Annotated in this window: 11 protein-coding genes and 3 pseudogenes; 12 read left to right on the top strand and 2 right to left on the bottom strand. The window is 38.6% G+C overall.

Going from position 1 to position 14,499, the window contains the following annotated elements; translation table 11 throughout:
* The first annotated feature begins 68 nt into the window (after window positions 1-68).
* From G0028_RS00830 to G0028_RS00775, 12 genes and pseudogenes are all read left to right on the top strand, one after another.
* Window positions 69-1,334 carry a hypothetical protein gene (locus G0028_RS00830; RefSeq protein ID WP_130074875.1) on the top strand — a complete coding sequence of 422 codons (1,266 nt, stop codon included), beginning with the start codon at window positions 69-71 and terminating at the stop codon, window positions 1,332-1,334.
* 293 nt (window positions 1,335-1,627) lie between these two features.
* Complete coding sequence (gene ribBA / locus G0028_RS00825) at window positions 1,628-2,740, top strand: bifunctional 3,4-dihydroxy-2-butanone-4-phosphate synthase/GTP cyclohydrolase II (RefSeq protein ID WP_180047528.1); 1,113 nt, start codon at window positions 1,628-1,630, stop codon at window positions 2,738-2,740.
* Window positions 2,741-2,789: 49 nt separating this feature from the next.
* Window positions 2,790-3,260 (top strand): 6,7-dimethyl-8-ribityllumazine synthase, encoded by a 471-nt coding sequence (gene ribE, locus G0028_RS00820; protein ID WP_180047529.1) that lies wholly within the window; start codon window positions 2,790-2,792, stop codon window positions 3,258-3,260.
* 3 nt (window positions 3,261-3,263) lie between these two features.
* Window positions 3,264-3,713 carry a transcription antitermination factor NusB gene (gene nusB, locus G0028_RS00815; RefSeq protein WP_130074878.1) on the top strand — a complete coding sequence of 150 codons (450 nt, stop codon included), beginning with the start codon at window positions 3,264-3,266 and terminating at the stop codon, window positions 3,711-3,713.
* 9 nt (window positions 3,714-3,722) lie between these two features.
* Entirely contained in the window at window positions 3,723-4,637 is a 915-nt protein-coding gene (thiL, locus tag G0028_RS00810) for a thiamine-phosphate kinase (protein WP_180047530.1), read from the top strand.
* Entirely contained in the window at window positions 4,615-5,130 is a 516-nt protein-coding gene (locus G0028_RS00805) for a phosphatidylglycerophosphatase A (RefSeq protein ID WP_180047531.1), read from the top strand. Before thiL ends, G0028_RS00805 begins: the two co-directional genes overlap by 23 nt.
* A 24-nt stretch (window positions 5,131-5,154) precedes the next feature.
* On the top strand, window positions 5,155-6,519 hold the full coding sequence (gene glmU / locus G0028_RS00800) for a bifunctional UDP-N-acetylglucosamine diphosphorylase/glucosamine-1-phosphate N-acetyltransferase GlmU (protein WP_180047532.1): 1,365 nt from the start codon (window positions 5,155-5,157) through the stop codon (window positions 6,517-6,519).
* 12 nt (window positions 6,520-6,531) lie between these two features.
* Window positions 6,532-8,370, top strand: coding sequence for a glutamine--fructose-6-phosphate transaminase (isomerizing) (glmS, locus tag G0028_RS00795; protein ID WP_180047533.1), 1,839 nt, complete (start codon window positions 6,532-6,534; stop codon window positions 8,368-8,370).
* 336 nt (window positions 8,371-8,706) lie between these two features.
* Window positions 8,707-9,613 (top strand): annotated as a pseudogene (locus tag G0028_RS00790) (IS982 family transposase).
* A gap of 196 nt (window positions 9,614-9,809) precedes the next feature.
* Entirely contained in the window at window positions 9,810-10,145 is a 336-nt protein-coding gene (locus G0028_RS00785; protein ID WP_180047497.1) for a hypothetical protein, read from the top strand.
* Between the two features lie 6 nt (window positions 10,146-10,151).
* Window positions 10,152-11,805: pseudogene (locus G0028_RS00780) on the top strand (AAA family ATPase).
* A gap of 62 nt (window positions 11,806-11,867) precedes the next feature.
* Window positions 11,868-12,085: pseudogene (locus G0028_RS00775) on the top strand (IS256 family transposase); the annotation flags it as partial.
* Window positions 12,086-12,400: 315 nt separating this feature from the next.
* Here the strand turns inward: G0028_RS00775 and G0028_RS00770 are convergent.
* Together G0028_RS00770 and G0028_RS00765 are read right to left on the bottom strand one after the other, a co-directional pair.
* Entirely contained in the window at window positions 12,401-13,756 is a 1,356-nt protein-coding gene (locus G0028_RS00770; RefSeq protein WP_130075493.1) for an ATP-binding protein, read from the bottom strand.
* On the bottom strand, window positions 13,756-14,418 hold the full coding sequence (locus G0028_RS00765; protein WP_092692964.1) for a response regulator: 663 nt from the start codon (window positions 14,416-14,418) through the stop codon (window positions 13,756-13,758). The genes G0028_RS00770 and G0028_RS00765 overlap by 1 nt, the downstream gene beginning before the upstream one ends.
* Window positions 14,419-14,499 lie beyond the last annotated feature (81 nt).

The raw sequence follows: 14,499 nt of genomic DNA, 5'->3' as shown, positions 1-14,499 counted from the left end.
CGGGTCTGAGCTACAACTATTGTTAGAATCATAATCGAAATCGAATATTTTTTCTTTGGAAGTTTAAGTTGAATGCGCCAAGACAAGGGCTATTTGCTAGCCTACTCATTATAAGTTTTGCTTTACATACCTTTTTGATGGTAATTGCAACAACTCATCAACTCAATGCGAACCGCGCAAACCAAGGTCAACTCATGACCAGTCAATTGGTTGCAGATAGTCTTTCTGAGCTTGAACCTGCCAATACAGTCTCTTTAGCCCTGCTGGCAAATCGTTATGCCACGAACCCTAGTGTCGCTTCGATTCGCATTTTAGATGCGCAAAAGCAAGTACTTGCAACAAGCGGTTTAGCCAAAACACGTCAAGGTGAGGTGTTTGTACGTGATGCATTACAAAATGAGAAAAAAGTGGGTAGCATTGAAATCACCTTAATTAAACCTAGCATTGGTGAGATTTTAAGAACTCAATGGTTGGCGATTTTGGTTTCATTTATTATTCATGCTTTGATTTGGCTTGCTTATCGTGCCATTGCTCGTCCAACACGTAGTGAATTATTAGCACGTTTCAACAAAGAAGCTCGCCTAAAACATGAAATTCAACAACTTTTAGAAGCTTTAGAAGCTGAAAAAGCAGATAAAACCTTAGCCATTGCACAAGCTAAACAACAGGTAAAACCAAAACCACTAAAAGTAGAGATACCAGCTGATTTTGATCACCAACAAGCAGTAATTGCGTTAAATATCCAATACTATGATCCAAAACAGTTAATGAATACTGTTAACCAATCAGTGTCGGTACCCTATTTTAATTTATGCCAAATTTTCTTAAATAAAAGTATAGAGTTATCAGCACAACACTTTAAGCTCAACTCTAAAGACTTTGTGGTACATCAAGAGTTTAATCAACAAGGTGCTTTGCTCACTGTGGCCGCAGATAAACCAAATGCTGCACATTGTATTCTAATGATTGGATCTGTATTTCAACTTTTATCAGAGGTGTTATATAAGCGTTATCGTGAAGATAAACGTTTTGTTTTACAAACACGTTGTGCTGTAACTACCGAAGTTGAAGCTATGCAACTTGATGCCATGCAAGCTGCAGATCGTTTGACTCATCATTTAATTGCCAAAGAAATGGCACTCTATTTAAGTAATGACTTACTCAAACAGATTGGTGAAAATTATCAATTGGTGTCTATGCCAAATCCTACCAACGTACTGACACGCCATGCCTTTATGATTAATGGAATGAATGCCGAATCTGCAGAAATTGCACAAAATCTTCGCACTGAAATTTTAAAAGGTAAAAAAAGAAACGTAAGTACAGCGGTTTAAAATTCTATTTAATCAACAAATAAAAAAGCATGTTCAAAATGAATGTGCTTTTTTATAGATATTTATTTTTATAATATTCAATAATGATTTTTTGCTAAACAAATGTTGAAAGATTAAACAAATTTGCACTAAAAAGAACTGTATCTACTTTTCATTTCCCTACAGCCTTGTGTATAACTATGTTTCTCAAAGGAATGTGATAAGCATAGGCAAACTACCATAAAACACGGTAGACTATGTCACAATGAATTAAATGAAAATGTCACATAGACAGAACAAAAAGGTGAAGCTTGATGGCGCTCAATACTGTTGAAGAGCTTGTAGCAGATATTCGTGCAGGAAAAATGGTCATCCTGATGGATGATGAAGATCGTGAGAATGAAGGTGATTTGGTCATTGCTGCAACTCATGTACGTCCTGAAGACATCAACTTTATGATTACCCATGCTCGTGGATTGGTTTGTCTGACTCTAAGCCGTGACCGTTGCAAGCAATTAGACTTACCTTTAATGGTTGATAGTAATGGCGCGCAACACGGCACCAACTTTACGTTGTCCATTGAAGCCGCTGAAGGCATTACTACAGGTATTTCTGCTGCAGAACGTGCGCATACCATTCAGACAGCTGTTGCTGCACATGCCAAACCAACTGACATTGTTCAACCTGGGCATATTTTCCCGCTCATGGCGCAGCCAGGTGGCGTATTGCACCGTGCAGGACATACTGAAGCAGGCTGTGATTTGGCTCGCTTAGCTGGACTTGAACCAGCATCTGTCATTTGCGAAATTATCAATGAAGACGGTACGATGGCACGTCGTCCTGATCTTGAAGTATTTGCTGAAAAACATGGCATAAAAATGGGGACGATTGCCGATCTGATTCATTATCGTATGACCAATGAACAGACCGTTGAACATTTAGACCATCAAGAAATTGAAACCGAATACGGTACATTTAATTTGCACCGTTATCGTGAAATTGGTAATCCAGACATTCATCTTGCTTTGGTGAAAGGCGAGCCGAAAGACGGCGTAACTACAGTTCGTGTACATGGCTTTAATCCAGCTCGAGATTTGTTAAAACTCAACAAGAAAGATGGTGAGCCTGCATGGAACTTAGACAAAGCACTCAAAACCATTGCCCATAGTGAACGCGGAATTTTGGTGTGGATTGGTCAACGCCATTTGTCTGATTTAGGACCTGCGCTAGAAGCATTAAGCAAGCCAAAACCAACCAAATCCAATGCTGTACTTTCTCAACAATATCAAACCATTGGTGTCGGTGCGCAAATTTTACGTGATTTAGGTGTTGAGAAAATGAAATTGCTCAGTTCACCATTACGTTTTAACGCATTATCAGGTTTTAATTTGGAAGTGGTAGAATACGTTACCGCTGATCAAGCTTAAGCATTTTGCATATATTCAATTATTGATCTATTAAATCATCGAGGTTGCTATGGCGATTCGCCGAATTGAAGGTTTGTTACATCTCGCGAGCGAAGACCGTTACGCGATTTTAGTTGGTCGTTTTAACAGCTTTGTTGTTGAACATTTATTAGAAGGTGCAATTGATACATTGCATCGCCATGGTGTTAGCGACGATAATATCACTGTCGTTCATGCACCTGGCGCATGGGAGCTCCCTGTAGTTGCAAAAAAACTTGCAAGCTCTGGTAAATTCGATGCTGTAATCGCACTTGGCGCAGTCATTCGTGGGAGTACACCACATTTTGACTTCGTTGCAGGTGAATGTGCCAAAGGTTTAGGTGTGGTTGGTCTCGATACTGGCTTACCTGTGATCAATGGTGTATTGACTACGGACAGTATTGAACAGGCGATTGAACGCTCTGGTACAAAAGCAGGTAATAAAGGTGGTGAAGCTGCCCTTACTGCAATTGAAATGGTTAACCTGTTAAAGGCAATTTAAAGCATGTCGCAAACACTCCAAGCTACTTATGCAGCAAAACGTAAAGCACGTCGTTTTGCTGTACAAGGGATTTATGAATGGCAAATGAGCCACAACCCTGTGCATGAAATCGAAGCACGTACGCGTGCTGACAATGCGATGCATAAAGTGGATCTCAGCTATTATCATGAGTTGCTCACAGCCGTGATCGCAAACCATGAGGCATTGGATGCTTTACTTATTCCAGTTCTTGATCGTGAGATCGAAGCATTGGATGGCGTTGAACTTGCAACATTGCGTTTAGGCGCATATGAACTCAAAGATCATCTTGAAGTTCCATATCGTGTTGTTTTAGACGAAGCAATTGAACTTGCAAAACACTTTGGTGGTGCAGACAGTCATAAATACATCAATGGTGTATTAGACCGTTTAGCAACAAGCCTGCGTGAAGCAGAAAAGCAACAAGCAAAATAACTTGTGGTTATGGCTGAGTTCTCAATTATCGATACCTATTTTAACCGTCAATCTACGGATGTAGATTTAGGTGTCGGTGATGACTCAGCACTGCTTTCTCCTCCATGTAATCAACAATTAGTGATTTGTACAGACACACTGGTTGCAGGTCGGCATTTTCCTTTAGAGACTTCTCCTCATGCCATAGGCTGGAAATCTGTTGCTGTCAATTTATCTGACATTGCTGCAATGGGTGCAAAACCGCATAGTATTCTGCTCGCATTGAGCCTACCCCAAATTGATCATTCTTGGCTCAAAGATTTTAGTCAGGGTTTATATGATTGTTGCGATCAATTTGGTGTACGTTTAATCGGTGGTGACACCACACAAAGTCCACATCTCACCATTACAGTGACTGCACTCGGCTGGATTGAGACAGGTCAAGCCGTGACGCGTTCAGATGCACAAGTCGATGATCTTATCGTAGTCAGTGGTACTGTGGGCGATGCTGCATTTGCACTCGAGCATTTAGGGCATCCCTTACAACAACGTTTGGACTACCCCACTCCCCGCTGCGAACTGGGGATGCTGTTAAAAAATCTTGCACATAGCATGCTTGATATCTCTGATGGTTTGGCACAAGATTTAGGACATATTCTGGATGCATCAGGTGTTGGCGCAAGTTTAAACTTAGACCAACTCCCTATAAATGCAGCACTTCACAGCTTGGCCTTAGAAAAACAGTGGGAATACGCGCTTTCGGGTGGCGATGACTATGAGTTATGCTTTACAATAAGTCAGCAAAACTATCAAAAACTTTTGCAATTACAACCCAATGTTAAGACTACAATCATCGGGAAAATTAAGGCACAACACGGACTCACATTTGAAAAAGATGGCTTAGATCATCCTCTTCACTTTCATGGATATCAACACTTTGCATAAACCTCCTATTATCTTTAAAGAGATGACTTGGTCTGAACGCTTTATTGTGTTCTGCGGTGTTGGTTTTGGCTCAGGCCTAGCCCCCAAAGCACCCGGTACTTTCGGTTCAGCCTTTGCCTTATTATTCATTCCTCTTTGGCTTATGCTTGGCTTTTATGCTTCTGTAGCCGTTATCATTCTCATGTCATTCATTGGTATTTATATTTGTGGGCAAACTGCAAAGATTATTCACGTGCATGATGATGGACGCATTGTTTGGGATGAATTTGCAGGGCAATCAATTACTTTTCTTCCTCTGATTTATTTAGGGGAAATGAGTTGGTTATGGGCATTGATTGGTTTTGCTTTATTCCGTTTGTTTGATGTGTGGAAACCTTGGCCGATTCGTGTCATTGACCAGCGAGTTGATGGCGGCTTTGGCATCATGTTTGATGACATCATTGCTGGAATTTGGGCTGCGTTGTGTATTGCGATTTATTTTTATTTTATTTGATTTAAATTTATTATCAGGTGTTATATGTCAACAACTGTAATCATTCTTGCTGCTGGTAAAGGAACACGTATGCGTTCTAGCCTGCCTAAAGTGTTACAACCTTTAGCTGGACGTCCTTTACTGGGTCATGTGATTGAAACAGCAAAAAAATTACAAGCAAAAAATATAATTACAATTTTTGGGCATGGTGGTCATTTAGTTCAAAATGCATTTGCTAATGAAAACGTGCAATGGGTTGAACAAACTGAACAACTCGGTACAGGACATGCGGTAAAAGTCACTTTACCCGTACTTTCTACAGAAGGGATGTCTTTAATTTTGTCAGGTGATGTACCTTGTGTACAATACAGCACTTTGCAACGTCTGATTGATGCATCTCATACATCTGGCATTGGTTTAGTCACGCTCACTTTAGATGATTCTACAGGCTATGGTCGTATTGTTCGTAAAGATGGAAAAATTCAAGCCATTGTTGAACATAAAGATGCATCTGATGAGCAACGCCAAATCAAAGAAATTAACACAGGTATTTACTGTGTCAGCAATGCTAAATTGCATGAATGGTTACCAAAACTGAGTAACGACAATGCCCAAGGTGAATATTACCTCACCGACATCGTTGCTATGGCATTGGCTGATGGCATGGAAATCGCCTCAATTCAACCTGAACTCGCTTTTGAAGTTGAAGGTGTGAATGACCGTCTACAACTTGCTGCATTAGAACGTGAATTCCAAAATCACCAAGCAAAATTGTTGATGCAACAAGGTGTACATATTATTGATCCACAACGTTTTGACCTTCGTGGAAAACTCAAAACAGGCAATGATGTTCGTATTGATATCAATGTGGTCATTGAAGGTGACTGTGAGTTCGGCGATCATGTCGAAATTGGCGCAGGTTGTATTATTAAAAATACTAAAATTGCGGCTGGCACCAAAGTTCAACCTTATAGCATTTTTGACAATGCCATTGTTGGAGAACAAGTTCAAATTGGACCATTTGCACGTTTACGCCCAGGTGCAAAATTAGCCAATGAAGTACATATTGGCAACTTTGTTGAAGTGAAAAATACGTCTATTGGTTTTGCATCTAAAGCCAATCATTTTGCTTATCTTGGTGACGCTGAAATTGGCGCTGAATCCAATATTGGTGCAGGGACAATCACGTGTAACTATGACGGTGCCAACAAACATAAAACCATTATTGGTAATCATGCCTTTGTCGGTACAAATAACTCATTGGTTGCACCTGTAACGATTGGCAACGGTGCAACAACAGGTGCAGGCTCAGTGATCACGCATGATGTTGCAGACAACAGCCTTGCATTTGAACGAGCAAAACAAATTTCTAAAGAAAATTATCAGCGTCCCCAAAAGGTCAAGAAATAAGAGGATATAACTATGTGTGGTATTGTTGGTGGCGTTGCAGAACGTAGTATTACAAATATTTTAATCGAAGGTCTAAAACGCCTCGAATATCGTGGTTATGACTCTGCGGGTGTTGCACTCGTTGATCACGGTCAAATTTTACGTGAACGTCGTGTAGGTAAAGTTGCAAACCTTGAACAAGCCGTGAATGAAGCAGATATTATCGGTTCTCTTGGTATTGCACATACACGTTGGGCAACGCATGGCAAACCAACTGAAAATAATGCACATCCGCATATTTCTGGTGATGTAGCCGTTGTTCATAATGGTATTATTGAAAATTATCAAGAACTTAAAAATGAATTAGAAGCTTTGGGTTATGTATTTACCTCACAAACAGATACTGAGGTTGTTGCGCATTTAGTCCATGAAGCACTCAAAACAATTCCAGATTTATTGAAAGCGGTAGAGAGCATCGTACCTCAACTCAAAGGTGCCTATGCCTTAGGTATTGTACATACTGCACATCCTGATGAATTGATTACAGTTCGTGAAGGTTCTCCACTTGTGATTGGTGTCGGTATTGGTGAAAACTTTATTAGCTCTGATCAATTGGCTTTACTTCCAATTACCAATCGCTTTATGTACCTTGAAGAAGGTGATATTGCACGTTTAACACGCAATAGTATTGAAGTATTTGTAAATGGACAGTTGGTTGAACGCCCAATTAAAGAACTAGATGCAACGGTCAGTAATGCATCAAAAGGTGAATACAAGCACTACATGCTCAAAGAAATTTATGAACAACCCGAAGCGATTCAGCAAACCATTTCTCAAGCACTCAATGGCAATGCGCTACGTGATGATTTCTTAAAAAATGCAGAAGTTGATTTCAATAATATTCAACAAGTTCAAATCATCGCTTGTGGTACCAGTTACCATGCAGGCATGATTGCCAAATATTGGTTCGAGCAAATTATTGATTTACCTTGCCAAGTTGAAATTGCAAGTGAATTCCGCTATCGCTCACCTGTCATTGTAGGCAATACATTATATGTATGTATTTCTCAATCAGGCGAAACAGCGGATACTTTAGCCGCATTACGTGATACGCAAAAACGTGCAGCAGCGAAAAATCTATCTATTTCAACCATGACGATTTGTAACGTTGCAACATCATCAATGGTCCGTGAAACCAATCATCACTTACTTACACTTGCTGGTCCTGAAATTGGGGTTGCTTCAACAAAAGCATTTACCACTCAGCTTGCTGCGTTAATGTTGTTGATCTTAAAAATTGGTCAAGTGAAAAATTCAATTTCTGCTGAAAATATGGCAGAAATTACAACCGCTTTATGGCATACACCAAAAGTTATTTTAGATACTTTACAAGGTGACAAAGCAATTTTACGCTTGTCAGAACTCTTTAAAGAAAAACAACATTGTTTATTCTTAGGGCGCGGCACGGAGTTCCCTATTGCGCTTGAAGGTGCTTTAAAGCTCAAAGAAATTTCATATATTCATGCTGAAGGTTATGCTGCTGGCGAACTTAAACATGGTCCACTGGCTTTAGTGGATAATGACATGCCTGTGGTTATTCTCGCGCCAAACGATGATATGTTAGATAAGTTAAAATCTAATATGGAAGAAGTTCAAGCACGTGGTGGTGAACTCTTTGTCTTTGCAGATGAAAACAGTGGTATTGTAGAAAAAGATCGCCAACATGTTGTGCATATTCCAACCACAAATCATTGGTTAGCCCCTATTGTTTATAGCATTCCAGTACAACTTTTGTCGTATCATGTTGCTGTATTACGTGGTACAGATGTCGATCAACCTCGTAACTTGGCAAAATCTGTCACTGTAGAATAATTAAGTAATACTGAAAAATTACTCTGATATAGGTGTGGTCAGACAAAATAGTTATTAACTATACAAAACAGTTGCTAACTATGACATTAAAGTTATTAACTACACAAAATAGTTGTTAACTATAAAAAGCCCAAGCATACTGATTAAAAAGTATACTGGGCTTTTTAATGGCTAAATCTCTGAATGGCTTAACCGAGATACAGATTGCTAAACGAATCAAAGAAGGACGTGGACAAGGTTCAGGTGCTAACTAACGTGAATTCGGGATAAGAAATTTGATAAAGAATAGGCATTTGAGTCACAATTTAATCACGACAAAAAACTGAATAACCTCAAATGCCTATCGATACACAGCTTACAACACTTTTTTTGTTTAATTGATGATTTTTGTGCTGATATTACCAACAATGTTGAACAATATAGGCTTACTTCAGGACAAGCTAAGCGATTGCGCCAAAGTAAAATCCGTGCTTCTGAAGTTCTCACTTTATTATTGTGGTTTCATCTAACAGGGAGTAGAAACTTCAAGGCTTTTTATCTTTATTGGGCTAAGCCTTTTCTTTGCTCTTACTTTCCAAACCTACCTAGCTATAACCGATTCATTGAATTAAAAGCAAAATATGTGATGTATTTTTTCGCTCTTATTGAGAGTTTAAAGGTGCAATCCTCTGGAATTGCTTTTATTGATTCTACCAAATTAGCTGTGTGTCATAATAAACGTATTCAGCAACACCGTGTATTTGTAGACAGTGCAAGTCGGGGGAAAACCTCTGTAGATTGGTTTTATGGTTTCAAAATTCATTTGATTTGCGATCATGTTGGACGCTTAGTTTCTTATTGTATAACAACAGGTAACGTTGATGACCGTAAAGTATTACCAGAATTAATAGAACACTCAAAATTAAAAGGTAAGTTGTTTGGTGATCGTGGCTATATTGGTAAGAATTGGAAGGATCGCCTTGCAGAAGTTGGTGTTCAACTGATTACACGTGTAAAAAGAAATATGAAACCACAAGTTTTAGATCCATTTGATCATGCTGTATTAAAAAAACGTGGAATTATTGAAGCACCATTTAATTTGATGAAAAGTCAATTTGATCTTGAACACACTCGCCATAGATCAAAAATAGGATTATTGACGACAATATTCTCAGCTTTAACCTTATATGCGTTGGTACTTGTGAATGGATATAATTCAGGAATTCAGCAGATTTTAAAACCTATTGAATTAAAATCTGCTTAAGCCGAATTCACGTTACAATAGTAGTGAAGTCTTACGAGAAGGCTGGTTACATCGTAGTGATGAAATACAACGTCCTCAGAACCTAAAAGCAGTATATGACCTTCAAAACACAAATAAAATCTATCTTTTCCCAAATTCTGCTAGCCAATCCTATGGGACTTGTTCCTTAAATATTCGGAGTCGTGCTTATGCAAATATGAGTTTCTCGGAGGTTTGGGATAAGCAATATCTTGAGAAATATGCGCAAGCGAATGCTAAACATGCAGAAACTCCACACAGTATCGCCTTTAAAAGATCAGTTCAGGCAATCATTGATAACGCCAAAAAGCAAACTCCTAAATCAACTCAATCAAGCCGTGAAAGAATTAGCCAAATTCGAGCCAATAAAAAGGAACAAAGGCAAGAAACTAATTTAACACCTTTACCAGAAAGTCAACAAATGGCTAATATTATAAAGTTTAATAAATCAGTAGAAGATGATGACTATAGTCTCCCATTCTCTCCTGGACTATTCAGTGATGATGAGGAGTAAATTTTCATGCATCCATTAAAAGTTCAAGCTGTTTACCAAGATACAGGTGTTCCTGCCTATAAGGGCAACCCATTCATTGAAGCTTTACCTCCTTTACTGGAAGCTTATACTCAGACTCGTCATTTAAGATCTAGTTCAGACCCTTCTCTTCAAGATCTCAATGCCCCACGAGTCGTCCGCTCCCATTCAATTGCTCGTCTTAGTGATGAGTTTTTCCAACCACTTAATAACCACATCCTTTTAACAGAAAGAATTTCATTGATGATTCGTGGAGGGTATGTCAGAAGGAATCCACGTACAGGTGATCTTCAAAAACACCTACAAAACGGATACGAGCGCATACAGAAAGGTGATCTTCAAGCTTTTAGATTTGAAAGTGTGAAATCAACAGCTCAAAGTATGGTTCTGATTGGCTGTTCTGGATACGGAAAAACGACGTCATTAATTAGAACTCTTTCAGCCTATCCTCAAGTTATTTATCACCCTGATCTAAATATTGAGCAAGTCGTTTACACTAATTGATTGTTCACATAATGGTTCCTTAAAAGAAATTTGCTTAAATTTCTTCCGAGCATTAGATCAAGTCCTTGATACTCAATATGAGAAGCAATATGGGCTAAAACGCTACAACATTCAGGCATTACTCACTAAAATGTCACAACTAGCGAATGCTCATGCATTAGGGCTATTGGTCATTGATGAGATCCAGCATTTAAGTCGCTCAAAATCTGGTGGCCCTCAAGAAATGTTAAATTTCTTTGTCACTATGGTAAATACTATTGGTGTACCTATCATGTTAATTGGTACACCTAAAGCCAGAGAAATTTTTGAGGCTGACTTTCGCTCAGCACGTAGAGGAGCTGGTTTTGGAGCTATTTTCTGGGAGCCATTACAAGAATACATTGATAATCAGCTTAACCCTGAATGGATAGCTTTTACAGATAAGCTTTGGAAACAGCAATTACTTAACCAAAGAGATGAGTTCCTATCAGATGATATTCGACATATTTGGTATGACTTGAGCCAAGGCATTATTGATATTGTAGTTAAGTTATTTGTTCTTGCCCAATTAAGAGCTATTGCAACAAATAAGGAACGAATTACATCTAAGCTGCTGCAACAAATTTATAATGAAGAATTGAAACCTGTACACCCCATGCTAGATGCATTACGATCAGGAAATATTGAGAAAATTTCACGCTATTCTGATTTAGTTATCCCTGATATGGATCGTAAAATTTTTGATCTTCAACAAAAAATCAAAAGTATACCTGTTGATAAATCATCAGAAGATTTTTTTAGACAATTGGTTACTGAGGATGAGCGTCGTATTTATACTATGTTCAAAGATGAATATAAGCCCCAACACCTGATCGAATGTATCAAGACTGCATATCAAGAGCAGCCGACAGCTTCACGCCAACAGATTATTCCAATTATTTTTAACTTATTATCTGCTGATAGCTATTCATCAAGTGATATTGTTAAATTAATACCCCAAAAATCAGAATACTTAAAGCCTAATCAATGGGATACATTGTCCCAAGATGATTTACGCTTTATTCATTCTCAATTGCTCACAGAAAAAGATTTACATAAATCACTTTTAGAAAAAAATTTGATTTTAGAGATAGAGAAAGTTTTATTAAAGACTGGATAATTACTGGACGCTATTTTAAGTATCTGATGACCCCTTATTGTGCTTCCAAAAGACTTTTACATTATGTAAAGATTGGTGAATTTGTGACATATACTACCTTCAGGGAAAACCATTGTATCAGAGGAGACATTAGCTATCCTGCTAAAGTACATCATACAATTTATACAAATGAGTCATTGAATAGTGTGATCCGTCAATCAAGAAAAGAAAAATCTTTTCTTCCGATGATTCTGTGAAGAAAGAAGTAATTTACTTCGTAACATTAAATCTTGCTAAGAAATAGACATTGCCAATCTTATGTGGCATTACTACTCATGACTTTAAGCAATGAATTGATTTACTATTCATTTCGATGGTTGATTAAATGATCATTTATAAAAAATCGGACTTACACAAAATGAGTTACAGACTCTAATATCACCCTCACTTTAAGTGGCATAAGTTATATTACTGCTTTTATCAGACTTATGCTGCAATATATGAGTGTAGGACAGTAGGCTTTTTTACCTCTGTCGCTATATAGCCATAAGTAGTTATGGCACCCCAATCTTCAATTTTAAAAACTAGTTCTCAGCCCATTAAATAGCGTCATTATTTAGTTCTGCTGGTTAAATTCAATCCTAACCATAAGACCACCAATAGCATTTGTCCGACGTAACTCAACTTTTCCGTGATATAAATCGACAATTTGCTTAACAATCGATAAGCCGAGACCACTACCAATAATGACACTGTTCTGATTCACCCTATAGAATCTTTGGAAAATCAGCGGTATTTGTGCTTCATCCAAACCAATTCCATTATCCTCAATCTGCACAAAGCTATAATTTTTAACACAGCCACAACTGATTTTTATGACACACGGGCGTTCATAACTACGATAGATGATGGCATTCTCTAAAAGATTACGGAGCATAATTTCCAATTGATCCATTTGTGCCATGACCAGGGCCGACTCCAGTTGTAACTGTAAGTCAATCTTTGCCTGACGAAGCTGAAAATCCATCATCGCAAGGGTACTTTGAATCACATTAACGAGATCAACCGAGCCTTGAGCTTGATGAGCATTGGGTTCAATCCGTGCCAAGGTTAGTAACTGCGTAATCATTCGCGAGGTTTTATCAATGCCAATCATGATGTCCTCAGTTGCTTCTCGCGCCTCCTCGGTAGAACGTGCGCTCTGCAAAACTTGTGCATGCAGGCGGATCGCAGCTAGAGGTGTACGTAACTCATGAGCTGCATTTGAGGTGAAACGTTTTTCACGTTGCAAACTTTCTGCAATTTCACTCAATAATGTATTTAATGAATTCACCAAAGGTTCGATTTCTTTGGGTACGACAAGATTAATAGGTTTTAAATGCTCAATCGACTGCTTTTCCAAGTTTTGACTGATGCTGAACACAGTAGAAAGATGGCTGCGTATGGTCTGTAAAATCAGCCAGGACAGTAATGGTAAAAAAAATGCTGAAATCCCTATTAAAAATAACAACATATCTCTCTGGATATCCTGACGGATCGTCCAAACCTGTGCAATTTGTACTTGTATAGTGTGGGTGCTGTCCCAAACCGAATAACTGCGATAGGTTTTATTACGAATCTGAATCCAGCCAAAGTTGGCTTGCTGGACAAACGGATGTGTGCCAACGCCAACCGAACGATAAATCAACTTGCCATTACGATGCCAGATCTGGAAAATAATCTGATTATAATGCTCCCCTTGAGCTTTCTCGATGACCGTATGATCCGGGATTTGCCCCGCCAGTGAACTTGAAGTAGTCGAAAGTAAAGCATGGGCTGTTTCAGCCAGTGATTTATCAAAAATATTGTTCGCGGTACGCTGCATTCCCCAGTAAATACAACCTAAACTACCCACCCAGACACTGGCGGTGATGACCATTAAAATAAATGATAGACGTCTGGTCAGTGAATAACTGCGAATGAAATTGGCCATTAATAATTTTCATCCATAATATATCCAAAGCTTTGTACAGTGCGCACGATATTTTTTCCCAGCTTACGCCGTAAATTATGAATATAAACCTGTATCACATTACTGCTCACATCTGCATCATAGGCATAAAATGAGTTTTCTATACTCTCCCGTGAAATGATCCGGCCACGGTTAAGGATAAATAGTTCTAGCAAGTGAAACTCTTTCGGGGTTAATTCAACTTCAGTGTGATCTCTCAGTACCTGTTTAGTCGCTTTATTAACCGCAATATTGCCAATCTGAATCAAATCACTCACTTCTCCTGAAATACGGCGTAATACTGCTTGAATCCGTGCAATAACTTCATACAAATCATAGGGTTTAACTACAAAATCATCTGCCCCAGCATCTAAACCGGAAATTCGCTCCTGAATTTTATCCTGAGCAGTCAAAATAATAACGCCTACTTTATTCTTTTTACGACGCAGTGACTTTAAAATTTCCAATCCATTCCTGTCTGGCAAACCTAAATCAAGCAAAATAAACTGATAATCATAACTCGCCAAAAAATGATAGGCTTGTTCTGCTGTGGTGGCGATATCAACAACAAAATTCGCTTGGTCTAAGCCCCGTGCTGTCGCCTTAGCCAGTAAGACATCGTCTTCAACTAACAATATTCTCACGTCTGAGCTCCCCCTCTCATTCTACTTCTTGCAAGCCTAAATTTTATTTCCGTGAAAACGACAGCTATAGCTGAATTCTGA

This window comes from Acinetobacter piscicola (assembly GCF_015218165.1).
Classification (GTDB): domain Bacteria; phylum Pseudomonadota; class Gammaproteobacteria; order Pseudomonadales; family Moraxellaceae; genus Acinetobacter; species Acinetobacter piscicola_A.
The sequence above is the reverse complement of the archived record's forward strand: the minus strand, read 5'-3'. Positions and strand labels throughout refer to the sequence as shown.